Genomic DNA, 24,425 nt, shown 5'->3' on the forward strand with positions numbered 1-24,425 from the left:
TCAGATCGCCCGTATGCACGGGCACGCCCCGACGGCGTGTTGCGAGAGGGCGGTCACCAGGCGGTGCGCGCCGCCTTGCCCTCCGACGGCAGAAGGATCCACAGGGCTATGTAGAGCAGGAACTGCGGCCCGGGCAGCAGGCAGGACAGCACGAAGATCACACGCATCGTGGTCGCGGAGGTGCCGAAGCGGCGGGCCAGCGCGGCGCACACTCCGCCGATCATGCGGCCGTGGGTGGGGCGGGCGAGGCTGGACATCTGCGGCTCCTTCGTGAGCGTCCGTCGGAGCGGCCCTTGCGGCTGCTCCCTCTGACGACAACGCTACGGTGACGAAGGGGACGAAGCGTCGCTCTACGGGGCGATACCGACCCTGGGAATCCTCGGGGTGCGACCCTGAGCCGGCTCCCCCTGCCGGACCCCGGCACGCCCCCCGGGCTCCTCCCGGCGGCGCAGCCACCCGCGCACGGCCGGCACCACCGCGACGTGCGCCAGGGCCACGCCGACCGTGTTCAGCAGCATCGAGTCCACGTCCGCGACCTGACCGGGCACCCCCGTCTGCAGCAGCTCGACGGCCAGGGACAGCAGCGCTCCCGCCGTCACCGTGCGCACCAGGGACGCGAGCGGCGACACCCGGAGCCTGCCGTGCACCAGCGGGAGCAGGAAGCCCAGCGGGGCGAACAGCCCGAGCCCGGCGCCGATCCGCGAGGCCGCCTCGGGCCAGCCCAGCCTCAGATCGGCGCGGATCCCGTCGAACGGATGCAGATTGGCCGGCATCACCCAGGGAACGTTCAGCGGGCGCAGCGTGACCCAGGCGACGAACACGAGGTGGGCGGCCAGGAGGAGAATCCCGGTCGCGCGGATGCGGATCGCGGCGCTGCCGCCGATGGAGCCTTGACGCTGCACGCCCCCCAAGACGCGCCCCCCGGCTCGATCGGTTCCGGCCCACCGGCGCGGCACCCGGCCCGGTCCCCGGCCCGCAGCGGCACGACAGTGGGTGACCTGCGACGACGTCGGCGCCCGCGCGCGCATGAGGCGTCCGACACACCCGGCCGCCGCTCCCGAAGGGCGTGCGCTCCCCCCGGCGCGCCGTCCTGCGTGCCGGCGCGGCGCGGGTCGGGAGGAGCAGGTCGGGAAGAGCGGGTGCGGACCCCTCAGCCGCCGCTCGTGACGGCCGAGGACGGGGGCTCGGTGCTGCCGGGCCGCGAGCGGACCTCGTCGGTGCACGCGTAGCGGCGCACGGGCTCGGGCCCGGGACCGCCCAGTATCACCGAGCCGTCGCCCTCGGCCGCCGCGGAGTCCGAGAAGGTGCACACCACCTGCGCGAGCGCGTACGAGGTGAGGTCCCCGGGCGGGACGCTCAGCCGCAGCGCGTCGTCCGGGTCCTTGCCCGCGGGGCCGCTCACGGTCATCGCGCCGCGCACGTCCGTCGTGTACCCGGCCTCCTTCTCGGCGGCCGACGGCGACTCGGCGAGCTGGTCGAGCAGGCCCTGCGCGACCAGCGCGCGCCGCGCGGAGCGTGCCGCGCCGTCCGACACCCGCACGGTGCGGTCCACGGCCACCAGCGACGAACCGCACAGCAGGAACACCTGCACCGGCACGCCCGCGCGGGCGGCCTGCGGTGACACGGCGGGATCGGCGAGCGAGCAGCGCACCCGCGAGGGCGCGGGACCGAAGTCGGTGGGGACCTCGGTGGCCCGGATCCCGCAGCCCGCGAGCGGACCGGCGAGGCCCGCCAGCAGCACGGCGGCGCACAGCCGCCGTACGGTCGCACGGCCCATGGTCACGATGCGTCCCCCTCGTCCTGCCCGGTCGTCCCGCCCGGCACGACCACGCCCTCCTGCTCCGCCGGCTCGGCGACCCCCCGCGGCAGCCGCAGCGTGAACACCGCGCCGCCCTCCGAGGAGTTGGCTGCGGTGATCTCACCGCCGTGGATGTGGGCGTTCTCCAGCGCGATGGAAAGGCCCAGCCCGCTGCCCTCCGAACGCGGCCGGGAGGCGCTCGCCTTGTAGAACCGGTCGAAGACGTGCGGCAGCACCTCCTCCGGGATGCCCGGCCCGTGGTCGCGCACGGCGATGACCACCGAGTCGTCCTGCGCCGACACCGACACCCGCACCGGCGAACCGCCGTGCTTGAGCGCGTTGCCGATGAGGTTGGCGAGGATGACGTCCAGCCGGCGCGGGTCGAGCCGGGCGTGGATGCCGCGCTCCGCGGCGAGGTCGACGGCGTCCAGCCAGGCCCGCGCGTCGATGCAGGCGGTGATCTGGTCGGCGACGTCGACGTCGTCCAGGACCAGCCGCGCGGTCCCCGCGTCGAAGCGGGTGACCTCCATCAGGTTCTCCACGAGGGTGTTCAGCCGCCGGGTCTCGCTCACCACCAGCCGCACCGCGGGCTCGATCATCGGGTCGATGCTGCCCGACTCGGCGTCCAGCTCCTCCTCCAGCACCTCCGCGACGGTGGTGATGGCGGTCAGCGGCGTCCGCAGCTCGTGCGACATGTCGGCGACGAACCGGCGCGACGCCTCGTCACGGGCGGCCATGTCGTCGACCCGCTTCTCCAGCGCCTCGGCGGTCCGGTTGAACGTCCGTGACAGATCGGCGAGCTCGTCCGTCCCGGAGACCCGCAGCCGGGTGTCGAGCCGTCCCTCGCCGAGCCGGCGCGCCGCGACGCCCAGCCGGTGCACCGGCTTCAGGACGGTCGTGGCGGCGGCCTGCGCGAGCAGCGCGGCCCCGATCAGCGCGAGGGCGGTGGCGATCCCCAGCGACCAGGCCAGCGAGTTGAGGTCCTTGGCCTCCGGCGCCAGCGACTTGCGCATGTAGCCGGTGGGCCCGCCCCCGTTCACCCGCGTCCCGGCCACCAGGTACGGCGTCCCGTGGTCCACGACCCGCTGCCAGTACAGGTGGTACGGCGACTTGTTGCCGCCGGTGACCTCCTGCTGCTTGTTCACCGCCGTGCGCAGCGACTCGGGGACGTCCTCCAGCGAGAACCCGTTGAGCCCGTTCGAATTGCCGTACACGGTCTTGCCGCTGTCGTCCGCGCCCACCAGCAGCACGTTGAACCGCTGGCTGCTGTTGGCCATCTGCCCCGCGGTGTGCTGGAGCTCGTCCTGCGAGGGATGCGCCGGCAGCGATCCCGCCCGGTTCTGCATCTCCTGCTCGAAGTCGCGCAGCACCGAGCCCTGGGTGCGGGTCAGCACGGCCTCGCGGTTCAGCCAGTACGCGATGCCGGACGCGGACACGGCGGCCGTCAGCGCCACCGCGCCGAAGACCACCACCAGCCGCAGGCGCAGGCTGGTGAGACGCAGCCGTGACAGTCTTCCCTTGCGCGCCGCGGACCAGCCGCGGAGCCCCCCCTGCGGCTGTGTCACTGAGGGGCGTCCAGGCGGTAGCCGACGCCGCGCACGGTGCGGATCAGGACCGGGGAGGACGGCACGTCCTCGACCTTGGCCCGCAGCCGCTGGACACAGGCGTCCACCAGCCGCGAGTCGCCCAGGTAGTCGTGCTCCCACACCAGCCGCAGCAACTGCTGCCGGGACAGCGCCTGCCCCGGCCGGCGGCTCAGCTCGAGCAGCAGCCGCAGTTCGGTCGGCGTGAGCTGCAGATCCTCGCCGTTCTTCGTCACCGTCATCGCGGCACGGTCGATGACGAGGCTGCCGAAGGTCGCCGCGTCGCTCGACTCGCGTTCGCCGCGCCGCAGCACGGCCCGGATCCGGGCGTCCAGCACCCGGCCCTGGATGGGCTTGACGACGTAGTCGTCGGCGCCGGACTCCAGCCCGACGACCACGTCGATGTCGTCGCTGCGCGCGGTGAGCAGAATGATCGGCAGCTGGTCGGTGCGCCGGATGCGACGGCACACCTCGAAGCCGTCGATGCCGGGCAGCATCACGTCCAGCACGATCAGATCCGGCCGCTGCTCGCGCAGCAGCTTCAGACCGTCCTCACCGCTCGCAGCGGTCGCCACACGGTGCCCCTGGCGCGTCAGTGAGAGCTCCAGGGCCGTACGGATGGCGTCGTCGTCCTCGATCAGCAACAGGGAAGGCACGGGCTCATTCTGGCCCATGAGGGGGCTGTCGTTCGACCCGTGGGTAGGTGCCGACCGGGGCGCGACCGTCGCGGAGCGCCGGTTCTGGCGGCTTCGGGCGGTGCCGGGCGGTGTGCGAAGGGCCGGAAAGAGCCCGCGAACATCTACACCTGAAGCGTATGGACGTTCGAGTCACGTGCCGCTGACCTGCGGTTTCGGGGGGTCGGGTGGTCCTTCGCGGAGGTCCGGGCCTGGCGGCCCGGCGGCGGGAGGGGAGCGGCCGCGGCCGGAGGGGATCCGCTGTTCCTCGCCGCCGGTCGTGGACATGACCGTCGGGGGCGTGGCCGCGGGCCGGTCGGCGACAGCGCCGGGCGCCGCTTTCCCCGTCACGGCCGAAGGGCCGTCCCTCACGCCGTCCCTGTCATGGAAGCCGTTGGGCGCGAGGGCGGTTCGAGAGCCCCGTGACCCCTCGCCGGGCACCCACGCCGACCAGGCCAACTGCCGTACCGCGCAAGCCTGTGGAGTGTCTGTGATGTTCCCGTGACAGGCCCCTGTGACAGGTCTGTGACAGACGGCGGACACGGCGATGAAGTGGCCCGGGCAGTCTTTTGGTCACGAGGCGGGGCGACGCGGGAACGAACACCGCGAGACCCGGCCGACGCACCAGACAGAACACCGGAAGTCCACGACGGGGGGCGCGAGATGAACACGCTGCACGGTATGAGCACCAACGCAGTCGCGGTCGTCACGCGTCTGCACGACGTGAACCGGGGTTCCGAGAAGTCTGGCGCTGTGAGCGGGCGGGGGTGCGCTCGCGGCGCCGGGCGTCAGCACACCGGGTTCATGACGGTGGTCGACACGGGGGAAGCGGCGGCTCACGGGGGAGCCGCGTACGGGGAGGGCTCGGGGGAGCGTCGCTCGCTGACGGAGGCGGAGTTCACCGCCTACGTCCAGGAGCGCCGCGCCTCCCTGTACGCCACCGCCTACCACCTCACCGGCGACCGCTTCGAGGCCGAGGACCTGCTGCAGAGCGCGCTGTTCTCGACGTACCGGGCCTGGGAGCGGATCAGCGACAAGGCCGCGGTCGGCGGATACCTCCGCCGGACGATGACGAACCTGCACATCAGCGCGTGGCGCCGCCGCAAGCTGAACGAGTACCCGACCGAGGAACTGCCGGAGACGCCCGGCGACACGGACGCGATGCGCGGCACCGAACTGCGCGCCGTCCTGTGGCAGGCGCTGGCCCGGCTGCCCGAACTCCAGCGGACGATGCTGGTCCTGCGCTACTACGAGGGCCGCACCGACCCGGAGATCGCGGAGATCCTCGACATCAGTGTCGGCACGGTGAAGTCGAGCATCTGGCGGTCGCTCCGCCGGCTGCGCGAGGACGAGGTCCTCAGCTTCGGCCGTGACGAGGAGGACGCCTTCGGGGAGCTGGTCGCCTGAGGGTGAACGGGGGAGGGCCCGGCTCCGCTCAGGGGAGCCGGTGAACGGGGGAGCGGCGCCGGGGGGACCCGACGGGGGACGTACGGGGGAGCGGCGCCGCGCAAGCAGGGGGGACACGGGGGAGCACCACACGGGGGAAGCACGGGGAGCGGGGCTGGAGGGCCGGGGGGTCCGTCCAGTCCCGCTTTTCGCGTCGTGCAGCCCCGCCGGACGGGGAGGCTAGACCGCCGTCCGCGTGGTGCCGGCGGCGCGGCGGCCCGCCGCGGCGGCGGCCAGGCGGCCCATCGCTTCGTCGCGGTCGCAGGCGTACGCGCCCAGCCCGGTCTGCCGGGCCACGATGGAGCGTTCGGCGCGCATCAGGCGCCAGCCGCGCCGCAGAAGGAAGGGCGCCGACTTGCGGCCCTCCTTCAGATCGCGCAGGAAGCGGCGGCGGAAGGTCTTCACCGGACCGCGGCTCAGGCACAGCGCGTCGGCCAGGACGCCCAGCTCCCGACAGCGGACGACGATCTCCGCGGCGAAGATGCCCTCGGCGATGAACAGCGGGGTCCGTCCGATCTCGACCGCCTCCTCGCCGGTGCGCGCGCTGAGCGAGAGGTCGTAGACGGGAACATTCGTGCGCCCGGTGCCGCACAGGTCCACGATCGCGGCGACGGCGGCGTCCGCGTCCCACGAGTCGGGGTGGTCCCAGTCGATGTCGGAACTGCCGGCGACCGACGGCAGCGTCGGGTCGTCGCCCTCCTTGTAGAAGTCGTCGAGCCGCAGCACAGGGAGCCCGGAGCGGGCCGCGAGCAGGGACTTGCCGGAGCCGGAGGGGCCGCAGAGCAGCACGACTCGCGTCGGTATGGGCGGAGGGGGGGTCACGGGACACCAGTGTGAGGCATCACCCCGTCCGTCAACGACCCCGCGGGTCGGCTTTGATGCGCGCGTCACATCTCAACTACCCTTCGTGGCGACCTGATCACCTTGCGCATCAGAAGGCGGCATCGACGATGGCCCGACACGACTCCTCCCGCACCTCCACCGGCCGGCGCGCCCTCGCCGCCCTCGCGACCGCCGGGGTGGCGCTGGGCGCGGGCGCCTCGGCCGCCTCGGCGGCGACCGGTGCACCGGTCCTCGACGCGGTGAACGCCCGGCCCGGCTCGATCGGCTCCATCGACCCGCAGGCGGGTGTGCAGGGGGCGCTGGGCGCTCTGCCGTACGTCACCGGCGCCGTCTCGGGTCTCAAGCCCAACCCCCTCGCGGGCACCGGCGTCGACCCCCTGGACAACGGCGTGGGAACCCAGCTCGCCGACTTCCAGCCCCTGACGTCCCAGATGCTGACGGCCCCGGTCGCGCAGGCGCAGTCGATCGGGTCGATCCCGGTGCTGGGGGAGGTGACGAAGGTGCTGGGCGGCTGACGCCGCGCACAGCATGCGGGCGGGAGCCGCGCCGACCCCTGACGGTGGGCGGCGCGGCTCCCGCTTTTCTTGGTCGGGACCCGTCGACGTGACGTGACGCGACGAAGGGCCGCGGCTCCCCCGGACGGGGAGGAGCCGCGGCCCCGCTCATGGGGGCGTCGGAGCGGCGCCCCGAGCCCGCGGCGCCGGTGCGACGCCCCGGGGTCGTCAGTACGACGAGCCGGACGCGCCCAGCGAGCCCGTGGGGTGCCAGACGGTCTTGGTCTCCAGGAAGGCCGTCATGCGGTCGATGCCCGGCGTCGCAGCCCAGTCGTCCACAGGCTGTGGACGAAGGACGCGCTTGAGGTTGTCGGCCGCGGCGATCTCCAGGTCCTTCGCCAGCGCCTCGTCGGCGCCCGCGAGGTCGATCGCGTTGACGTCCTGGTGGGACGCCAGGGGCGCCGCGATCTCCGCCGTGCGGCCGGAGAGCACGTTGACGACGCCGCCGGGCAGGTCGGAGGTGGCCAGCACCTCGCCGAGCGACAGCGCCGGCAGCGGCGAGCGCTCGCTCGCGATCACCACGGCCGTGTTGCCGGTGGCGATCACCGGGGCGACGACCGAGACCAGGCCCAGGAAGGAGGAGTCCTGCGGCGCGAGGACGGTCACGACGCCCGTGGGCTCCGGCGAGGAGAGGTTGAAGTACGGGCCCGCGACCGGGTTCCCGCCGCCCACCACCTGGGCGATCTTGTCGGTCCAGCCCGCGTACCAGACCCAGCGGTCGATCGTCGCGTCCACCGCCGCGGCCGCCCTGGACTTCGACAGGCCCTCGGCGTCGGCGACCTCGCGGACGAACTGCCCCCGACGCCCCTCCAGCATCTCCGCGACGCGGTACAGGATCTGGCCGCGGTTGTACGCCGTGGCCCCGGCCCAGCCGCCGAACGCCTTGCGCGCGGCGACCACCGCGTCACGGGCGTCCTTGCGGGACGACTGCGGTGCGTTGGCCAGCCACTCGCCCTGTGCGTCGGTCACCTCGTACACCCGGCCGCTCTCCGAACGCGGGAACTTCCCGCCGACGTACAGCTTGTAGGTCTTGAAGACGCCCAGCCGGGGCTGCCCGGTCTTCTCGGACTTGTCAGACATCGAGGTACGCCTCCAGGCCGTGGCGGCCGCCCTCGCGGCCGAAGCCCGACTCCTTGTACCCGCCGAACGGCGAGGTCGGGTCGAACTTGTTGAACGTGTTGGACCAGACGACGCCGGCACGGAGCTTGTTCGCCACCGCGAGGATGCGGGAGCCCTTCTCCGTCCAGACGCCCGCCGACAGGCCGTACGGCGTGTTGTTGGCCTTGGCGACGGCCTCGTCCGGGGTGCGGAAGGTGAGGACCGACAGGACGGGGCCGAAGATCTCGTCCCGGGCGACGGTGTGGGCCTGGGTGACGTTCGTGAAGAGCGTCGGCGCGAACCAGTAGCCCGCGCTCGGCAGTTCACAGGCCGGGGACCAGCGCTCCGCGCCCTCCGCCTCGCCCTGCGCGACGAGCGAGGTGATGCGGGTCAGCTGCTCCTCGGAGTTGATCGCGCCGATGTCCGTGTTCTTGTCCAGCGGATCGCCGAGCCGCAGCGTCGACAGCCGCCGCTTGAGGGACTCCAGCAGCTCCTCCTGGATCGACTCCTGGACGAGGAGACGGGAGCCCGCGCAGCAGACCTGACCCTGGTTGAAGAAGATGCCGTTGACGATGCCCTCGACGGCCTGGTCGATCGGCGCGTCGTCGAAGACGATGTTGGCGCCCTTGCCGCCCAGCTCCAGCGTCAGCTTCTTGCGGGTGCCCGCGACCGTCTTCGCGATCGCCTTCCCGACGGCGGTGGAGCCGGTGAAGGCCACCTTGTTCACGTCGGGGTGGGCGACGAGCGCCGCGCCGGTGTCGCCGTACCCCGGCAGGATGTTGACGACGCCCCTGGGCAGACCCGCCTGACGGCAGACGTCCGCGAAGAACAGGGCGGACAGCGGCGTGGTCTCGGCCGGCTTCAGCACGACCGTGTTGCCCGTGGCGAGCGCCGGGGCGATCTTCCACGCCAGCATCAGCAGGGGGAAGTTCCAGGGGATGACCTGGCCGGCCACGCCCAGCGGCTTCGGCGAGGGACCGAACCCGGCGTGGTCGAGCTTGTCCGCCCAGCCCGCGTAGTAGAAGAAGTGCGCCGCGACCAGCGGGAGGTCGGCGTCACGCGTCTCCCGGATCGGCTTGCCGTTGTCCAGCGTCTCCAGGACGGCCAGCTCACGGCTGCGCTCCTGGATGATCCGGGCGATGCGGAACAGGTACTTCGCCCGCTCGGCGCCGGGGAGCGCCGACCAGGACGAGAAGGCCCTGCGGGCGGCCTTCACGGCGCGGTCCACGTCCGCCTCGCCCGCCTGGGCGATCTCGGAGAGGACCTCCTCGGAGGACGGCGAGACGGTCTTGAAGACCTTGCCGTCGGCCGCCTCGGTGAACTCGCCGTCGATGAACAGGCCGTAGGACGGCGCGATGTCGACGACCGAGCGGGACTCGGGCGCCGGTGCGTACTCGAATGCGGAAGTCAGCTTTTCCATGGTCATGGGGCTCAGTCCACCGTCACGTAGTCGGGGCCGGAGTAGCGGCCGGTGGCCAGCTTCTGGCGCTGCATCAGCAGGTCGTTCAGGAGTGAGGAGGCGCCGAAGCGGAACCAGTGGTTGTCCAGCCAGTCCTCGCCCGCGGTCTCGTTGACCAGGACCAGGAACTTGATCGCGTCCTTGCTGGTGCGGATGCCGCCGGCGGGCTTCACGCCGACCTGGACGCCGGTCTGGGCACGGAAGTCGCGGACGGCCTCCAGCATCAGCAGGGTGTTGGCGGGGGTGGCGTTGACGGCGACCTTGCCGGTGGACGTCTTGATGAAGTCCGCCCCGGCCAGCATGCCGAGCCAGCTCGCCCGCCGGATGTTGTCGTACGTCGACAGCTCGCCGGTCTCGAAGATGACCTTGAGGCGGGCGGCCGAGCCGCAGGTCTCGCGGACGGCGACGATCTCCTCGTACACCTTCATGTACCGGCCGGCCAGGAACGCCCCGCGGTCGATGACCATGTCGACCTCGTCGGCGCCGGCGGCGACCGCGTCCCGGACGTCGGCCAGCTTCACGTCGAGGGCGGCGCGGCCGGCCGGGAAGGCGGTGGCGACCGAGGCGACCTTCACGGCGGAGCCGGCGACGGCCTCCTTGGCGACGGCCACCATGTCGGGATAGACGCAGACCGCGGCGGTGGCGGGGGCCGTCCGGTCGGTCGGGTCGGGACGGACCGCCTTCGCGCCGAGCGCCCGGACCTTGCCCGGGGTGTCCGCGCCTTCCAGCGTCGTCAGGTCGACCATCGAGATGGCGAGGTCGATGGCGTACGCCTTGGCGGTCGTCTTGATGGAACGGGTGCCGAGCGTGGCGGCGCGCGCCTCCAGGCCGACCGCGTCGACGCCGGGCAGCCCGTGGAGGAAGCGGCGCAACGCGGCGTCGGACGCGGTCACGTCCGTGAGCGCCGGGGCTGCGGTGGGTGCATTGGTGGGCATGGTCACCAGACGAGCATATCTACGCGCGTAGCAGGTGTACACCCCCGGAAGCGGTTCGGGCGCTCATCGCACGCGAGGGCGCCGCGTATGAGCGCGTCGGCGGCTTCGGGCACAATCGGGGCCATGACGAGCCCGGAAGACCAGTCGCCTGAGCCACGGCCCGCGAAGCCCGCGGGCGCCCCGGAGCCCGAACGGCCCGCGGGGACCCCGGGGCCGTCAGGCACTCCCCGGCCGGGCGCATCCGGATCCTCGGGCTCCCCGGCGTCCCCGGATTCCCCGGCCGACCCGGCGTCCCCGGCCGACCCGGATTCCCGGGCCGCCTCGGGCGCCCAGGCGTCCTCGGAGTCGACGGGGGACGCGGAGTCGACGGGTGGCTCGGATCCGACGGGTGGCTCGGATCCGACGGGGGAGTCGGGTTCTCCGACGGTTTCCGGGTTTCGACAGCACCCGGAGCCCCCGGAGCCCGTGACGAAGGACCGGGTCTACCGGTCGTCCGCAGGCGTCGCCACCGGTGCGGCGATGCTCGGGCTGGCCGCCTGGCTCGGCGTCGACGCGATCGTCGCGGGTGAGGGGCGCACCCCCTGGCTGGCGCTCGCGGGGCTGATCATCGTCGTGCCGCTGATCATCGCGTTCACACTGCGGCCCGCCGTGTACGCGGGCCCGGACCGGCTGCGGGTGCGCAACCCCTTCAGGTTGATCGTGCTGCCCTGGGGGGAGGTCGCCACGCTGCGTTCCGGCTACTCCAACGAGGCGATCGCCGTGTCGGGGAAGAAGTTCCAGCTGTGGTCCATCCCCGTCTCGCTGCGGGAGCGCAAGCGGGCGGCCCGGGGGAAGAGCAGCCGCCTGGGCCGGGCCGGCGCGACCGCTGCGGACGGCCCGCTGCGGGCTCGCGGCGACCGGGACGTGGACGAGCTGCGCGAGGTGTGGGAGGCGCGCCAGCAGGAGGAGAGCGCCCAGGGCGAGGTGTCCGTGCGCTGGGCCTGGGAGATCCTGGGCCCGGTCGCGGCGGGGGCCGTGGTGCTCGCGATCCTGCTCGCCGCGGGCTGAGCCGCCGCCGGGGACGCACACCTCGGTGCCGCGAACGCACGCCTGGGGCCGGGTGGGGGTGCGTCGGGGTCCGGGTGGGCGTGCTTTTCGGGTCTGGGCGGGCTTGTGCTCCGGGTCCGGGCGGGCGTGTGTTTCCGGGTTCGGGTCGGGGTGCGCCTCGGGCGCGGGGCCGGTGGCGGTGGGCCCGCGGGGTGGGTCGATGCGGGTGCGCCTCGGGTCGGCGGGGGCCGGGCTGTCCCTTGGGTCGGCGGGGGCCGGTCCCGGGGCGGTGAGGCTGCGGAGCGGGGGCTGTCCGGTGCGGGATCCGGTTCGGGACCCGGTCCGGGATCCGGTTCGGGATCCGGTTCGGGATCCGGTTCGGGATCCCCCGTCCGTCAGGGTGTGTGCTTCTGGGTTCGGTCGGGGTGCGGCGGACGGCGGGGCCGCCGGGGTTCGGGCCGGGGTGTGTTGCGTCGGTTGCGTGGGCGGTCGTCCACGGGACGGAGTCTGCGATCTCGACGCGGTGGCCCCCGGCCGGCGTCCCCAGTCGGCTCGGGTCGGCCGTCCTCTGCTGACTGCCCCGGGGTCGTCTGGGTCGGCGGTGGTTCGGTGAGCCGGGAGAGCGAGACATGAGCACGGAAGTGGACAGGGTGCTGCGGCTGCCCGAGGCGGTGATACCCGAGGGCGCGCTGCCCTGGGCCGGTGAGCGTGCGGCGCAGTGGACGCGCGCGCTGCCGCCGCGCTGGGTGCCGGTGCGAGCCCCCGCGTCTGCCTTCGCGGCGCTGCCGCTGGCGGCCGTGGCCTGCGCCGGTCTGCTGAGCGCGTGGGGCGGGCTGCCCGCGTGGGCCGCCGCCCTGGTCGCCCTGCACCTCGTGTGGTGGGTGCTGCGGCCCGAGGCGGTCACAGTTCTCGGTCCCGTCGCCGTCGGCGTGGCGCTGACGACGGGGGCCCTCGCCCCCGGCGCGCGACTGAGCACGGCCGCCGTCCTGGCGGGCGTCTGGGGAACCGCCTGTCTGCGGCTGGCCGTGCGCGGGCGGCAGCGGGCGGCGGCCCGGGAGGCCGCCGGAGGCGTGACGGCCCCGGCGCCCCCGCCCGGGGGCGGACGGGCGGAACGCGGGACGTTCCTGCTGTGGTGCGGCCTCGGCGCCGTCGTCGCGGGCGGGGCGCTGTACGCCGCCGCCGGACTCCGGGACGGGTCCGCCTACCGGCAGGCGGTACCGGCGGCCGGCTGGTGTCTCGCCGGACTGGGTCTCACCCTGCTGCTCTCCGGGGTGTTGGGCCGCCGCAGGGCCCTCGGCCTGCGCCGGGCGCCCGTCCCGGTGCTGCGGGTCCTCGTGCGGGACGGCATCGACGCCGACACCGAGGTCTACGCCGCCGACGATCTCGCCGCCCTGCGCCCCCTGTTCACGGTGTCCACCTCGCTCAGCGTCCCCACGTCCGGGCCCAAGCCCTCCCGTGGCACGGACGACGCCGGCGGTGACGAGGACGGCTGCCGGGGCGAGGGCCGCGGCGAGGACGGTCGCGGGGGCGACGGCCAGCGGGACGACGATGAGGACGTGGAGTTGCGGGCGTTGATCGACCGGATCGACGGCGGGCGCTCCGGACCGTTGCGCGAGGCCGTACTCCATGGCGTCCCGTACGACGGGGGCGAGGCGGTGTTCCTGGCCGCCGCGTCCACGGCCGGCACGGCGCCCGTGGTGGAGGCGTCCCTCGGCCCGGTGCGGCCGATGACCCGGGGCGCGTTGCGCAGCAGGAGCCGAGCCGAGAAGCGGACGTCCGTCCGCGCGGCCCGGGACGTCCGGCGACGCACGACGGCCGCGGAGGCCGTCGCCGCACACGACCGTGCCGACGAGGTGCGGACGCGGACGCGGCACTGGCGCGCCGGGTGGGCCGACTGGACCGCCGTCACGCTCGTGACGTTGTTCCTCGCCTGCTACGCGAAGTCCGGCTGGTGGGGCGACGCGTACGGCATCGGCCTCACGGTCCTGGCCGCGCTCGTGCTGCCGCGCCGGCTCGCCTGGCGGGTCACCGCCGACCGGGAGGGCCTCTGGTTCAACGGGCTGCGGGGGCCCCGGCGCCTCCGCTGGGACGACGTCCGTAGCGTGAAGTGCGAGGGCGCGCGCCTGCGGATCGAGAGCGGACCGACCGCGTTCGGGGAGTGGCGGGTGGCCTCCCCGCGCTGGTCCTGGCTGGAGGACAGGCTCGGGCTGCTGCATCCGTACGAGCGGACGGCCGCGGAGATCACGGCGATGTGGCGGGCCCCGGCCCTGCGGCCAACCGTCACGGCGAGCGGCCGCGGGCGTGGACGGCCCCTGTGGCCGCTCGGCGCGGCCCTGGCGATGGCGGTCGCGGCGGGACTGCTTCTCCTGCGGTGAGCCTGACGAGGGGCGAGGCGGGGCAGCACCAGGGCTGCGGCACGAGCACGGCGAAGTGCCGCTCCCCCTGCCCCGGACCTGCCCCGGACCTGCCCCGGACCTGCCGTGCCGTGCCCTGCCGTGCCCTGCCGTGCCGTGCCCGGCCCGGCCCGGCCCGCCGCGCTGCTGCCCCGCCGGCCAGCGCGGTCGGTCGGCCATCGTGGTCCGTCGGGCCGTGCCTGCGCGTTCGGGCGGCGGGCGCCCGCTGCGCCAGGCGCCCGCCGTGTCAGGCGCGCGCCGTGTCAGATGCCCGCTGCCGCCGACAGGTCCCGCTTGAGGTCCGCCAGGAGTGCGGTCGCCTTGATGTGGGCGGCCGGCAGGTCGGCGTGGGCGGCGACCGGGACGACGACCTCCAGGTAGCACTTCAGCTTCGGCTCGGTGCCGCTGGGCCGGACGACGATCCTCGCGCCGTCGAGCGTGTAGCGCAGGCCGTCGGTGGGGGGCAGCCGGTCGGTGCCCCGGGTGAGGTCCTCGGCCGAGGTCACGGCCAGGCCCGCGAGGGAGGCCGGGGGCCGTGCGCGCAGCCGGTCCATCGCGCGGGCGATGACGGAGAGGTCCTGCACCCGGACCGAGAGCTGGTCGGTGGCGTGCAGACCGTGTTCCACGGCGAGGTCGTCCAGCAGGTCGAGCAGGGTGCGGCCCTGCTCCTTGAGCTCCGAGGCCAGTTCCGTGACGAGCAGGGCGGCGGTGATGCCGTCCTTGTCCCGGACGCCCTCGGGGTCCACGCAGTAGCCGAGGGCCTCCTCGTAGCCGTAGCGCAGGCCGTCCGCGCGGGCGATCCACTTGAAGCCGGTGAGGGTCTCCTCGTAGGGCAGACCCGCCTTCGCGGCGATCCGGCCGAGGAGGGAGGAGGAGACGATCGACGCGGCGAACGCGCCGTGCGCGCCGCGCCGGACGAGGTGGGCGCCGAGCAGCGAGCCGACCTCGTCGCCGCGCAGCATGCGCCAGTCGCCGTCGTGCGGGACGGCCACCGCGCAGCGGTCGGCGTCCGGGTCGTTGGCGATGATCAGGTCCGGGGCCGTCGCGCGGGCGGCGGCGAACGCGAGGTCCATCGCGCCGGGCTCTTCCGGGTTGGGGAAGGCGACGGTCGGGAAGTCCGGGTCGGGCTCGGCCTGCTCGGCGACGAGGACCGGCTCCGGGAAGCCCGCGCGGGCGAACGCGGCGAGCAGGACGTCCTTGCCCACGCCGTGCATCGCCGTGTAGACGGTACGGGCAGAGCGCGCGGAGCCCTTGGCGAGGACGGCGTCGGTGCGGGCCAGATAGGCGTCGAGGACGGAGTCGTCGAGCGTCTGCCAGCCGTCCTCGGGACGGGGGACGTCGTCGAGCGAGACGATCGCGTCGATCTCCGCCGCGATCTCCGCGTCGGCGGGCGGCACGATCTGCGAGCCGTCGCCCAGGTACACCTTGTAGCCGTTGTCGCGGGGCGGGTTGTGGCTGGCGGTGACCTCGACCCCGGCGACCGCGCCCAGGCGCCGTATGGCGTAGGCGAGGACGGGCGTGGGCAGCGGCCGCGGCAGGACGGCGGCCCGCAGGCCCGCGCCGGTCATGACGGCCGCGGTGTCGCGGGCGAAGTCGGCGGACCTGTGGCGGGCGTCGTAACCGATGACGACGGTGCCGCCGGCGTGGCCGTGCTTCGTGAGGTGGGCGGCGAGACCGGCCGCCGCGCGGATCACCACGGACCGGTTCATCCGCATGGGCCCGGCCCCCAGCTCGCCGCGCAGACCGGCGGTGCCGAACTGGAGAGTGCCGGCGAATCGGTCGGCGAGCTCGGTGACGTCCCCGGCGTCGAGGAGCTCGGCCAGCTCGGCGCGGGTCTCGGGGTCGGGATCCTCCGCGAGCCAGGCCTGGGCGCGGGCGAGGAGATCGTCGTGCACGGGGGTCACCCTCCGGTTGCGTGTGGACGCCGTTTGTCTGCCAGCTCGGGCCGGATCGATCCGGCCGGCCCGTCTGGGGTCCCCCTCCGGGGAAGTGCGAGGACGAGGCCCGCTCGGGGCCGGGGCGAGGACCGGTCCCGGCCGGGTCAGGGGGCCGCGGCCCCCGGGGGCGCGCTCAGAGGCGGCCGAGCACGCGGGCCAGCAGCGACCCCATGCGCGTCGCGCTGTCCCGGCCCGCCTGGAGGACCTCCTCGTGGTTCAACGGCTCGCCCGTCATGCCGGCGGCGAGGTTGGTCACCAGGGAGATGCCGAGGACCTCGGCGCCCGCCTCGCGTGCCGCGATGGCCTCCAGCACGGTGGACATGCCCACCAGGTCCGCGCCGATGGTCCGCGCCATGCGGATCTCGGCCGGCGTCTCGTAGTGCGGGCCGGGGAACTGCGCGTAGACGCCCTCCTCCAGCGTGGGGTCGATCTCCTTGCACAGGGCGCGCAGCCGCGGCGAGTAGAGGTCCGTCAGGTCGACGAAGTTCGCGCCGACGATCGGCGAGGTCGCCGTCAGGTTCAGATGGTCGCTGATCAGCACAGGCTGACCGGGACGCATGCCCTCGCGCAGACCGCCGCAGCCGTTGGTCAGCACGATCGTCTTGCAGCCGGACGCCACCGCGGTGCGCACGCCGTGGGCGACGGCGGCCACGCCGCGGCCCTCGTAGTAGTGGGTGCGGCCGAGGAACACCAGCGCCCGCTTCTCGCCGATCCGGTACGAGCGGACCTTGCCGCCGTGGCCCTCCACCGCGGGCGGCGGGAACCCGGGAAGGTCGGTGACCTGGAACTCGGCGTCGGCGGCGCCCAGGGCGTCCACGGCGGGCGCCCAGCCCGAGCCCATCACGAGGGCGACGTCGTGGGTCTCGGCGCCGGTCAGTTCGCGCAGGCGCGCGGCGGCGGCGTCGGCGGCGGCGTGCGGGTCGCCCTGGATGTCGTCCGGGAGAAGAGATGCGTTCACGCGAGAGAGCGTAGCCGGTTTGTGCCTACGCGCGTAGATGACAGAGCCCACGGGAATGCGATCGTTGTCTTGTCGTTTCCAACGAGGAACGGCCGAGGCGCCCCTCATGCTTCCTCATGCGCCCTCAGGCGTCCGTGATCAGGATGTCCTTGTCGTTGAAGACTTCGACGATGAAGATCAGGAGACGTCCACGGCTGACCGTGTACTCGACGAGGATGTTCTGGGTCAGGCGGATCGTGCGGTCGTCTCCGGTGGACCCTATGGGCCTCGACACCGAGAGGAACGGATCGCGCGCCAGCAGGGCGATGCCCTTGTCGAACGCGGCGCGCTGCTGATCGTCGAGCCGGTCGCGGGCCTCGGCGGCCTGCACCGTGTAGTAGACGTCGTACGTGCTGGGGCCCATACCGATCTCCCGTTGCCGCGCCGATGCTCCGAGTCTAGAAGGGGGCCGCGCTCAGCAAGGCCTCTTGCGGAGCTCCATCACGTAATCGTGCGGCGCCCCGGCGGATTCCGCCGCGTCCGCGACCTCGCCCAGGTACCGTGCCGACGGCAGCCCGCCCTCGTAGCCGTTCAGCACGTACACCCAGGCGGACTCCTCGCCCTCCAGCGTCTGCACCCGGACCCGGGCACGCCGGTAGATGCCCAGGCCCACGCCCTCCCAGCGGTCCAGCGACTCCTCGTCCATGGGGGCGATGTCGTACAGCGCGACGAACACCTGCGCGCCGGGCTCCTCCACCAGCGTCGCCAGCGCGCCGTCCCAGCCGAGCTGCTCACCGCCGAACGTCAGCCGCCAGCCGTTCAGCCAGCCCGTGGCGCGCAGCGGCGAGTGCGGGGTGCGGCGGGTCATCAGCCGCGCGTCGAGGTTGCCGGCGTACGCGGCGTAGAGCGACATGCAAGGAGAGTACGGCAGTGCGCGCAGGCGTCACTCTGGTCACAGTCCCGGCGCCCGCGGGCCCCGGGGCGGTGCGGGCGCGCGCCGTACGGGACAATGGAGTACGTGACTCGGATCGTGATCATCGGTGGCGGACCCGGCGGCTATGAAGCGGCCCTGGTGGCCGCGCAGCTCGGCGCGGAGGTGACCGTCGTCGACTGCGACGGTCTGGGCGGAGCGTCGGTGCTGACCGACTGCGTGCCGTCGAAGACCCTTATCGCGACGGCCGAGGTCATGACGACCTTCGACTCCTCGTACGAGGAGCTCGGCATCATCGTCGCCGACGACACCCCGCCGCTGGAGCAGGCGGCCCGGGTCGTCGGGGTCGACCTCGGCAAGGTGAACCGGCGGGTGAAGCGCCTCGCGCTCGCCCAGTCGCACGACATCACCGCCTCCGTCACCCGGGCCGGCGCCCGCGTGCTGCGCGGCCGGGGCCGGCTGGAGGGCATGCAGGCCCTCGACGGCTCCCGCAAGGTCGTCGTCAGCGCCGCCGACGGAAGCGAGGAGACCCTCACCGCCGACGCCGTCCTGCTCGCCACCGGCGCCCACCCGCGCGAGCTGCCGGACGCCCAGCCCGACGGCGAGCGCATCCTGAACTGGACCCAGGTCTACGACCTCGGCGAGCTGCCCGAGGAGCTCATCGTGGTCGGCTCTGGCGTCACCGGCGCGGAGTTCGCCGGCGCGTACCAGGCCCTCGGCTCCAAGGTCACCCTGGTCTCCTCCCGCGACCGCGTGCTGCCCGGCGAGGACCCGGACGCGGCCGCGGTCCTCGAGGACGTCTTCCGGCGTCGCGGCATGAACGTCATGGCCCGCTCGCGCGCCGAGTCCGCCAAACGGGTCGGCGACCGGGTCGAGGTCACCCTGGCCGACGGCCGGGTCATCACCGGCTCGCACTGCCTCATGGCGGTCGGCGCCATCCCCAACAGCGAGGGGATGGGGCTGGAGGAGGCGGGCGTCAGGGTCCGCGAGTCCGGGCACATCTGGACCGACAAGGTCAGCCGCACCACCGCCCCGGGCGTCTACGCGGCCGGCGACGTCACCGGGATCTTCGCCCTCGCCTCCGTCGCCGCCATGCAGGGCCGGATCGCCATGTACCACTTCCTCGGCGACGCGGTGGCCCCGCTCAACCTCAAGACGGTCTCCTCCAACGTCTTCACCGACCCCGAGATCGCCACGGTCGGGTACAGCCAGGCCGACGTGGACGGCGGGAAGATCGACGCCCGGGTCGTCAAGCTGCCGCTGCTGCGCAACCCGCGCGCCAAGATGCAGGGCATCCGGGACGGCTTCGTCAAGATCTTCTGCCGCCCCGGCACGGGGATCGTCGTCGGCGGAGTGGTGGTCGCCCCGCGCGCCTCGGAGCTGATCCACCCCATCTCGATCGCCGTCGACAACAACCTGACGGTCGAACAGATCGCGAACGCGTTCACCGTGTATCCGTCCCTTTCGGGGTCGATCGCGGAGGTGGCGAGGCAGCTGCACACCCGCAAGACGTCGGGCGAGGGCTGAGAGAGCCTTTCGACGGCTCCCGGCCGCCCGCCGGATTCCCCGCCGGTCACGGGAAGTTGACCGGCGGGGCGGCTCGGCGTGGGCGGACGGCGCGGGAGAAGGCGCGGGAGACATAGGCGCCGGAAGGGGCCCTATACCACCCCCCGTGCCTCTGTGCGAACAACTTCTACTATTCGGCGCAAAGAGCTGAAAGCAGACGGTCGTCCGCGTTACTGTCAGTTTCGTGTTCGCTGCAGAACGTCGTCAATTGATCCTCGAAATGGTGCGAGCGAACGGGGCCGTGTCGCTCCGTGAACTCGCCCGCGTCGTCCAGACCTCCGAAGTGACCGTGCGGCGGGACGTGCGCGCACTGGAGGCAGAAGGACTCCTCGACCGCCGACACGGCGGTGCGGTATTGCCGGGCGGGTTCACGCGGGAGTCCGGCTTTCCGCAGAAATCCCATCTCGCGACCGCCGAAAAGACCGCCATCGCGGACCTCGCCGCCAACTTCGTGGAAGAGGGCGAGGCCATCGTGGTCGGGGCGGGCACCACGACACAGGAGCTGGCCCGCCGGCTCGCCCGGGTGCCCGGCCTGACCGTGGTCACCAACTCCCTTCTGGTGGCCCAGGCCCTGGCCCACGCCAACCGGGTCGAGGTGGTGATGACGGGCGGAACCCTGCGCGGCTCCAACTACGCCCTGGTGGGCAGCGGAGCCGAACAGTCCCTCCAGGGGCTCAGGGTCTCCCGCGCCTTCCTCTCCGGTAGCGGCCTCACCGCCGAGCGCGGACTGTCCACGTCCAACATGCTGTCGGCGTCGGTCGACCGGGCGCTCGTCCAGGCGGCCGCCGAGGTCGTCGTCCTCGCCGACCACACCAAGCTCGGCACGGACACCATGTTCCAGACCGTGCCCACGGACCTCGTCACCCGTCTGGTGACGGACGAGCCGCCCGCGCACGACGACCGTGCCGCCACCGAACTGCAGGCCCTGGCGGACCAGGGGGTGCAGATCGCCGTGGCCGGGGCGTCGGGAAGCCCGGGGGGTGATGCGGCCCCGACGCGCCATCAGCAGCAGCGCCGGGACGTGCCGCTGCCGGCCCCGCGGCGGGGCCAGGTTCCCGGTGCGGCGTCGGGGCTTCGTGCCGGGTCCGCGCTGGGGGAGCAGGCTCCGGGTGCGGAGCGGGGCAGGGTTGCGGATCTGCGTCGTCGGTGACGTCGCGGGTCCGCTGCTGGGGGCTCCGCCCCCAGGCCCCCGTTCGGCCCTGAACGGGCCTCGTCCTCAAACGCCGGACGGGCTGATGGTGCGGGCTGCTTCTTCCAGCGTGCCGGACGGGCTGATGGTGCGGGCCGCTTCTTTCAGTGTGCGTGGGGTTGCGACTGGAGTGGGGGCTTGACGCGGTGAGGCGCCCGGGGTGGCGGGCGCCTCGACACGGTGAGCGGGTGGGTCAGTCCTTGATCTCGCAGATCGCCGCGCCCGACGTGATGGACGCGCCGACCTCCGCGCTCAGGCCCTTGACGGTGCCGGAGCGGTGGGCGTTCAGGGGCTGCTCCATCTTCATGGCCTCCAGGACGACGACCAGGTCGCCCTCCTTGACCTCCTGGCCCTCCTCGACCGCGACCTTGACGATCGTGCCCTGCATCGGAGAGGCGAGGGTGTCGCCGGAGGCCACGGGGCCGGACTTCTTGGCCGCGCGGCGCTTCGGCTTGGCGCCCGCCGCGAGGCCCGTGCGGGCCAGCGACATGCCGAGCGAGGACGGGAGGGAGACCTCCAGCCGCTTGCCGCCGACCTCGACGACGATCGTCTCGCGGTCCGTCTCGTCCTCGGCGTCGGTGTCCGCCGAGGCGGAGAACGCCGGGATCTCGTTGACGAACTCGGTCTCGATCCAGCGGGTGTGGACCGTGAAGGGGGCGTCGGAGCCGGTGAGTTCGGGGGCGAACGCCGGGTCCACGACCACCGCGCGGTGGAACGGGATCGCCGTGGCCATGCCCTCGACCTGGAACTCGGCCAGGGCACGGGCCGCCCGCTGCAGCGCCTGCTCGCGGGTCGCGCCGGTGACGATCAGCTTGGCGAGGAGGGAGTCCCAGGCCGGACCGATCACGCTGCCGGACTCGACGCCGGCGTCCAGGCGGACGCCCGGGCCCGACGGCGGGGCGAAGAGGGTGACCGTGCCGGGGGCCGGCAGGAAGCCCCGGCCAGGGTCCTCGCCGTTGATGCGGAACTCGAAGGAGTGGCCGCGCAGTTCCGGGTCGCCGTAGCCGAGCTCCTCGCCGTCGGCGATGCGGAACATCTCACGGACGAGGTCGATGCCGGCGACCTCCTCGGTCACCGGGTGCTCGACCTGGAGCCGGGTGTTGACCTCCAGGAAGGAGATCGTGCCGTCGGCCCCGACCAGGAACTCCACGGTGCCGGCGCCGACGTAGCCGGCCTCCTTCAGGATGGCCTTGGAGGAGGCGTACAACTCGGCGCGCTGCGCCTTGGAGAGGAACGGCGCCGGGGCCTCCTCGACCAGCTTCTGGTGGCGGCGCTGCAGGGAGCAGTCACGGGTGGAGACGACGACCACGTTGCCGTGGCGGTCGGCGAGACACTGCGTCTCCACGTGGCGCGGCTTGTCGAGGTAGCGCTCCACGAAGCACTCGCCGCGGCCGAAGGCGGCGACCGCCTCGCGGACCGCCGAGTCGTACAGCTCGGGGACCTCTTCGAGGGTGCGGGCGACCTTGAGACCGCGGCCGCCGCCGCCGAACGCGGCCTTGATCGCGATCGGCAGGCCGTGCTCCTCGGCGAAGGCGACGACCTCGTCGGCGCCGGAGACCGGGTCGGGCGTGCCGGCCACGAGCGGCGCGCCGGCGCGCTGGGCGATGTGCCGGGCGGCGACCTTGTCGCCGAGGTCGCGGATGGCCTGCGGCGGCGGGCCGATCCAGACCAGGTCCGCGTCCAGGACCGCCTGGGCGAACTCGGCGTTCTCCGAGAGGAATCCGTAACCCGGATGGACGGCGTCCGCGCCCGACTCCCGGGCCGCGTTCAGCACCTTCTCGATGTCGAGGTAGCTGGTCCCGGGAGTGTCACCGCCCAGGGCGAACGCCTCATCCGCGGCGCGGACATGCAGAGCGTCCCGGTCCGGGTCGGCGTAGACGGCCACGCTCGCGATACCGGCATCCCGGCATGCCCGGGCCACGCGGACAGCGATTTCGCCACGGTTGGCGATGAGCACCTTGCGCACGATTGAGGCTCCCTCCTTGAAACAAGCCGAGTTTAGGGACTGCCGACACGACTCATCGACCCGTGCCCACAGGTGAGCTTGCCCACACGGAGCGTGATGCGAGGCTCACTCGACACCGAAATTCCTTGCAGTACCGCCGTACGCAGCACTCCTCCGGGAAACCCTAGCCCTCCGATGTGGTCAAGGTCTCTGTGAGAGCGTGCTGCGGCCCACTCCGTTTCTTTGTGGAGTCCCTACGAATGGCCCAATGATTCTTTGCCCCGCGCAGAACCCTTGTCCCAGGGTTTACCCGTTAGTAGCGTTCAGGATGTCTCGAACGTACTTGAGGTAACAGCACCCTTGCTCGGGTCGGGGTCGAAAGTGGGTGGGGACCGGTGGTTCGCAGACCGGTGGCGTGGATCGTGGCGGTCGTGCTCTTCGTCGAAGGGCTCGGCGTCGCCGCGCTGAACTGGTTCATGGGCGTCGTGGTGGACCGGCAGGACATGTCCCTGGCCGGTCTGGACCCGGACGTCATGTCGACGTCCTCCAAGGTGGGCGGGATCGTCTTCGGTCTCTACTTCGTCCTGTGCGGCGTGGTGGCCCTTCTGGTGGCGCTGCGCGACCGCGCGCCCGCCGGCTTCGGCCGGGTGCTGCTGATCAGCGCCGCCGTCGTGCACGGACTGCTGGGCGCGTTCGCCTGGGGACTGCTGGGCGTGCCGCAGTTCGTGTTCATGGTGGTCGTGCTCGCCCTGATCGTGCTGCTGCTGATGACCTACGACGCCCGGCAGCGGCCCGCCGCCCCGGCTCCCGAGGACGCCAAGGGCGACGGCGGCGGCTCCCCGGCCCCGCCGGTCGCGCCGGCGCCCGTCACGCCTCCGGCGGCGCCCACAGCTCCGTGATGCCGACGCCCAGCTGAGCCAGCAGCCGGCGCAGCAGGGGCAGACTGAGGCCGATCACGTTGCCGTGGTCGCCGTCGATGCCCTCGATGAACGGCGCCGACCGGCCGTCCAGGGTGAACGCCCCGGCCACGTAGAGGGGTTCGCCCGAGGCGACGTACGCCGCGATCTCCGCGTCCGTCGGATCGCCGAAGCGGACCACGGTGGACGCGGTCGCGGACGTGTAGCGCCCGCTGGCGGTGTCGTAGACGCAGTGCCCGGTCTGCAGCGTGCCGGCCCGGCCGCGCATCGCCTTCCAGCGCGCGGTGGCCTCCTCGGCGTCCGCAGGCTTGCCCAGCGCCTCGCCGTCCAGGTCGAGCACCGAGTCGCAGCCGATCACCAGGGCGCCCTTGACGGCGGGCTTCGCGGCGACGACGGAGGCCTTCGCCTCGGCGAGGGCGAGCGCCAGTTCGGCGGGGGTGGGGGCGGTGACGGCGTCCTCGTCGACCCCGCTCACGATCACCTCGGGGGTGAGACCGGCCTGCCGCAGCAGGTTCAGCCGGGCGGGGGACTGGGAGGCGAGGACGAGGCGGCGCGCAGCGGTCATGCGGTCAGCGTATCGCCGGCGCCGTCATCTGACGCCGAGCACGATCATCGCCAGCACCATGGCCAGCGCGAGGAAGAGGCCGAGTCTGCGCAGGGTCTCCTGCATGTCGCGCAGTTCCTCGGGGGGCTCGTTCTCGGGATCGGACCACAGCATTCCACCAGGGTGCGGCCCGGCGGGGGCCCGCGCCTGAGTAGGCGTACTCAAATCGCGGACCCGCAGCCGTGCGCCCGCTGTCCGGGGGTTCGGGTGTCCAGGGGCGCGAGTGTCCGGGCGGTCGGGGTGCGGGTGTCCGTGGCCGAGGGCCGGTGGGGCCTCTGCCGCGCTGTTCCGACCGACCGACCGCCTGCCCGCCCGCTCGTGAAGCGGCAGGCAGGCGGGCGGGCGGGGCGCGCTCAGCTCGGCCAGTACGTGCGGGTCCAGGACGCCCCGCCCGGGTGCGGCACCCGGCGTGCCGCGATGCGGGCGGGGTCGGACCAGGCGTCCCTCGGGGTGTCCGCGCCGGACGGCGGCGGCGCCGCCCCCGCGGCGCGGGCCCGGACCCCCCCCAGAGATCGGAAGAGCGGCGGGGCGGGAAAGAGTGTTGACCGAGAGGGGTAGGTCGCGGTGGGGGCCGGGTCATGAGAGCTCGG

At 73.3% G+C, this 24,425-nt stretch carries 24 protein-coding genes; 7 read left to right on the forward strand and 17 right to left on the reverse strand.

Annotated elements, in window-relative coordinates; all coding sequences use genetic code 11:
* Nucleotides 1-53: 53 nt before the first annotated feature.
* The 5 genes from ABT300_RS26480 to afsQ1 all read right to left on the reverse strand — a co-directional run bounded on the left by ABT300_RS26480 (nt 54) and on the right by afsQ1 (nt 4,037).
* Nucleotides 54-257, reverse strand: coding sequence for a PspC domain-containing protein (locus ABT300_RS26480; protein WP_319192693.1), 204 nt, complete (start codon nt 255-257; stop codon nt 54-56).
* A gap of 93 nt (nt 258-350) precedes the next feature.
* On the reverse strand, nt 351-902 hold the full coding sequence (locus ABT300_RS26485) for a VanZ family protein (RefSeq protein WP_351680413.1): 552 nt from the start codon (nt 900-902) through the stop codon (nt 351-353).
* A gap of 248 nt (nt 903-1,150) precedes the next feature.
* Nucleotides 1,151-1,777, reverse strand: a complete 627-nt coding sequence (locus ABT300_RS26490; protein WP_351680459.1) for a hypothetical protein — start codon at nt 1,775-1,777, stop codon at nt 1,151-1,153.
* Between the two features lie 2 nt (nt 1,778-1,779).
* Nucleotides 1,780-3,363: an ATP-binding protein gene (locus ABT300_RS26495; RefSeq protein WP_351680416.1), complete on the reverse strand. Its 1,584-nt coding sequence runs from the start codon at nt 3,361-3,363 to the stop codon at nt 1,780-1,782.
* A complete protein-coding gene (gene afsQ1 / locus ABT300_RS26500) occupies nt 3,360-4,037 on the reverse strand; it encodes a two-component system response regulator AfsQ1 (protein ID WP_057584528.1) in 678 nt (225 codons plus the stop codon). Before afsQ1 ends, ABT300_RS26495 begins: the two co-directional genes overlap by 4 nt.
* Nucleotides 4,038-4,718: 681 nt before the next feature.
* Here afsQ1 and ABT300_RS26505 point away from each other — a divergent pair.
* Complete coding sequence (locus ABT300_RS26505; RefSeq protein ID WP_351680419.1) at nt 4,719-5,462, forward strand: SigE family RNA polymerase sigma factor; 744 nt, start codon at nt 4,719-4,721, stop codon at nt 5,460-5,462.
* 219 nt (nt 5,463-5,681) lie between these two features.
* Here ABT300_RS26505 and ABT300_RS26510 read toward each other — a convergent pair whose 3' ends face one another.
* The gene (locus tag ABT300_RS26510) at nt 5,682-6,392 is read right to left on the reverse strand and encodes a uridine kinase (RefSeq protein ID WP_351680422.1); all 711 of its coding nucleotides are present in this window, start codon (nt 6,390-6,392) and stop codon (nt 5,682-5,684) included.
* A 59-nt stretch (nt 6,393-6,451) separates the two neighbouring features.
* Here ABT300_RS26510 and ABT300_RS26515 point away from each other — a divergent pair, with 59 nt between their 5' ends.
* Nucleotides 6,452-6,859 (forward strand): hypothetical protein, encoded by a 408-nt coding sequence (locus tag ABT300_RS26515; protein ID WP_351680425.1) that lies wholly within the window; start codon nt 6,452-6,454, stop codon nt 6,857-6,859.
* Nucleotides 6,860-7,066: 207 nt separating this feature from the next.
* On the opposite strand, the gene ABT300_RS26520 is transcribed toward ABT300_RS26515, so the two are convergent.
* From ABT300_RS26520 to deoC, 3 genes are read right to left on the reverse strand one after another with little or no spacing between them, the layout of a single operon-like run.
* Nucleotides 7,067-7,978, reverse strand: coding sequence for an aldehyde dehydrogenase family protein (locus tag ABT300_RS26520; RefSeq protein WP_351680428.1), 912 nt, complete (start codon nt 7,976-7,978; stop codon nt 7,067-7,069).
* Nucleotides 7,971-9,407: an aldehyde dehydrogenase family protein gene (locus ABT300_RS26525; RefSeq protein ID WP_351680461.1), complete on the reverse strand. Its 1,437-nt coding sequence runs from the start codon at nt 9,405-9,407 to the stop codon at nt 7,971-7,973. Before ABT300_RS26525 ends, ABT300_RS26520 begins: the two co-directional genes overlap by 8 nt.
* A gap of 20 nt (nt 9,408-9,427) precedes the next feature.
* Nucleotides 9,428-10,390, reverse strand: coding sequence for a deoxyribose-phosphate aldolase (gene deoC / locus ABT300_RS26530; protein WP_319280127.1), 963 nt, complete (start codon nt 10,388-10,390; stop codon nt 9,428-9,430).
* Nucleotides 10,391-10,855: 465 nt separating this feature from the next.
* On the opposite strand from deoC, the gene ABT300_RS26535 reads away from it, so the two are divergent.
* Together ABT300_RS26535 and ABT300_RS26540 are read left to right on the forward strand one after the other, a co-directional pair.
* Nucleotides 10,856-11,437 carry a PH domain-containing protein gene (locus tag ABT300_RS26535; protein ID WP_351680431.1) on the forward strand — a complete coding sequence of 194 codons (582 nt, stop codon included), beginning with the start codon at nt 10,856-10,858 and terminating at the stop codon, nt 11,435-11,437.
* A gap of 608 nt (nt 11,438-12,045) precedes the next feature.
* Complete coding sequence (locus ABT300_RS26540; RefSeq protein WP_351680434.1) at nt 12,046-13,791, forward strand: hypothetical protein; 1,746 nt, start codon at nt 12,046-12,048, stop codon at nt 13,789-13,791.
* 281 nt (nt 13,792-14,072) lie between these two features.
* On the opposite strand, the gene ABT300_RS26545 is transcribed toward ABT300_RS26540, so the two are convergent.
* The 4 genes from ABT300_RS26545 to ABT300_RS26560 all read right to left on the reverse strand — a co-directional run bounded on the left by ABT300_RS26545 (nt 14,073) and on the right by ABT300_RS26560 (nt 17,596).
* On the reverse strand, nt 14,073-15,704 hold the full coding sequence (locus ABT300_RS26545; RefSeq protein ID WP_351680437.1) for a phospho-sugar mutase: 1,632 nt from the start codon (nt 15,702-15,704) through the stop codon (nt 14,073-14,075).
* A gap of 175 nt (nt 15,705-15,879) precedes the next feature.
* A complete protein-coding gene (locus ABT300_RS26550) occupies nt 15,880-16,704 on the reverse strand; it encodes a purine-nucleoside phosphorylase (protein ID WP_351680440.1) in 825 nt (274 codons plus the stop codon).
* A 124-nt stretch (nt 16,705-16,828) separates the two neighbouring features.
* Nucleotides 16,829-17,107: a type II toxin-antitoxin system RelE family toxin gene (locus tag ABT300_RS26555; RefSeq protein ID WP_319164479.1), complete on the reverse strand. Its 279-nt coding sequence runs from the start codon at nt 17,105-17,107 to the stop codon at nt 16,829-16,831.
* A 51-nt stretch (nt 17,108-17,158) separates the two neighbouring features.
* Nucleotides 17,159-17,596, reverse strand: a complete 438-nt coding sequence (locus ABT300_RS26560; protein WP_351680444.1) for a gamma-glutamylcyclotransferase family protein — start codon at nt 17,594-17,596, stop codon at nt 17,159-17,161.
* Nucleotides 17,597-17,692: 96 nt separating this feature from the next.
* Here ABT300_RS26560 and ABT300_RS26565 point away from each other — a divergent pair, with 96 nt between their 5' ends.
* Both ABT300_RS26565 and ABT300_RS26570 read left to right on the forward strand, forming a co-directional pair.
* A complete protein-coding gene (locus ABT300_RS26565; protein WP_351680447.1) occupies nt 17,693-19,141 on the forward strand; it encodes an NAD(P)H-quinone dehydrogenase in 1,449 nt (482 codons plus the stop codon).
* Nucleotides 19,142-19,364: 223 nt separating this feature from the next.
* Entirely contained in the window at nt 19,365-20,330 is a 966-nt protein-coding gene (locus ABT300_RS26570; protein WP_351680449.1) for a DeoR/GlpR family DNA-binding transcription regulator, read from the forward strand.
* 232 nt (nt 20,331-20,562) lie between these two features.
* Here the strand turns inward: ABT300_RS26570 and ABT300_RS26575 are convergent, their stop codons facing one another.
* The gene (locus ABT300_RS26575) at nt 20,563-22,335 is read right to left on the reverse strand and encodes an acetyl/propionyl/methylcrotonyl-CoA carboxylase subunit alpha (protein WP_351680452.1); all 1,773 of its coding nucleotides are present in this window, start codon (nt 22,333-22,335) and stop codon (nt 20,563-20,565) included.
* A 374-nt stretch (nt 22,336-22,709) separates the two neighbouring features.
* Here ABT300_RS26575 and ABT300_RS26580 point away from each other — a divergent pair, with 374 nt between their 5' ends.
* Nucleotides 22,710-23,213 (forward strand): hypothetical protein, encoded by a 504-nt coding sequence (locus ABT300_RS26580; RefSeq protein ID WP_351680455.1) that lies wholly within the window; start codon nt 22,710-22,712, stop codon nt 23,211-23,213.
* On the opposite strand, the gene ABT300_RS26585 is transcribed toward ABT300_RS26580, so the two are convergent.
* The 3 genes from ABT300_RS26585 to ABT300_RS26595 all read right to left on the reverse strand — a co-directional run bounded on the left by ABT300_RS26585 (nt 23,182) and on the right by ABT300_RS26595 (nt 24,344).
* Nucleotides 23,182-23,796 carry a Maf family protein gene (locus ABT300_RS26585; RefSeq protein ID WP_057584514.1) on the reverse strand — a complete coding sequence of 205 codons (615 nt, stop codon included), beginning with the start codon at nt 23,794-23,796 and terminating at the stop codon, nt 23,182-23,184. The two genes, ABT300_RS26580 and ABT300_RS26585, sit on opposite strands and share 32 nt — an antisense overlap.
* A gap of 24 nt (nt 23,797-23,820) precedes the next feature.
* The gene (gene mmpB, locus ABT300_RS26590; RefSeq protein ID WP_107105390.1) at nt 23,821-23,949 is read right to left on the reverse strand and encodes a morphogenic membrane protein MmpB; all 129 of its coding nucleotides are present in this window, start codon (nt 23,947-23,949) and stop codon (nt 23,821-23,823) included.
* A 239-nt stretch (nt 23,950-24,188) separates the two neighbouring features.
* Nucleotides 24,189-24,344, reverse strand: a complete 156-nt coding sequence (locus tag ABT300_RS26595) for an acyl-CoA carboxylase subunit epsilon (protein WP_351680463.1) — start codon at nt 24,342-24,344, stop codon at nt 24,189-24,191.
* Nucleotides 24,345-24,425 lie beyond the last annotated feature (81 nt).

Origin of the sequence: Streptomyces sp. NPDC001027 (assembly GCF_040299045.1) — a bacterium.
Taxonomy (GTDB): Bacteria; Actinomycetota; Actinomycetes; order Streptomycetales; family Streptomycetaceae; genus Streptomyces.

Excerpts from the sequence above, each read along its gene's own strand:
- ABT300_RS26480 (WP_319192693.1), bottom strand. The coding sequence starts at position 257 with ATGTCCAGCCTCGCCCGCCCCACCCACGGCCGCATGATCGGCGGAGTG.
- ABT300_RS26490 (WP_351680459.1), bottom strand. The coding sequence starts at position 1,777 with ATGGGCCGTGCGACCGTACGGCGGCTGTGCGCCGCCGTGCTGCTGGCG.
- ABT300_RS26505 (WP_351680419.1), top strand. The coding sequence starts at position 4,719 with ATGAACACGCTGCACGGTATGAGCACCAACGCAGTCGCGGTCGTCACG.
- ABT300_RS26515 (WP_351680425.1), top strand. The coding sequence starts at position 6,452 with ATGGCCCGACACGACTCCTCCCGCACCTCCACCGGCCGGCGCGCCCTC.
- ABT300_RS26520 (WP_351680428.1), bottom strand. The coding sequence starts at position 7,978 with ATGTCTGACAAGTCCGAGAAGACCGGGCAGCCCCGGCTGGGCGTCTTC.
- deoC (WP_319280127.1), bottom strand. The coding sequence starts at position 10,390 with ATGCCCACCAATGCACCCACCGCAGCCCCGGCGCTCACGGACGTGACC.
- ABT300_RS26540 (WP_351680434.1), top strand. The coding sequence starts at position 12,046 with ATGAGCACGGAAGTGGACAGGGTGCTGCGGCTGCCCGAGGCGGTGATA.
- ABT300_RS26555 (WP_319164479.1), bottom strand. The coding sequence starts at position 17,107 with ATGGGCCCCAGCACGTACGACGTCTACTACACGGTGCAGGCCGCCGAG.
- ABT300_RS26560 (WP_351680444.1), bottom strand. The coding sequence starts at position 17,596 with ATGTCGCTCTACGCCGCGTACGCCGGCAACCTCGACGCGCGGCTGATG.
- ABT300_RS26565 (WP_351680447.1), top strand. The coding sequence starts at position 17,693 with ATGGAGTACGTGACTCGGATCGTGATCATCGGTGGCGGACCCGGCGGC.
- ABT300_RS26585 (WP_057584514.1), bottom strand. The coding sequence starts at position 23,796 with ATGACCGCTGCGCGCCGCCTCGTCCTCGCCTCCCAGTCCCCCGCCCGG.
- mmpB (WP_107105390.1), bottom strand. The coding sequence starts at position 23,949 with ATGCTGTGGTCCGATCCCGAGAACGAGCCCCCCGAGGAACTGCGCGAC.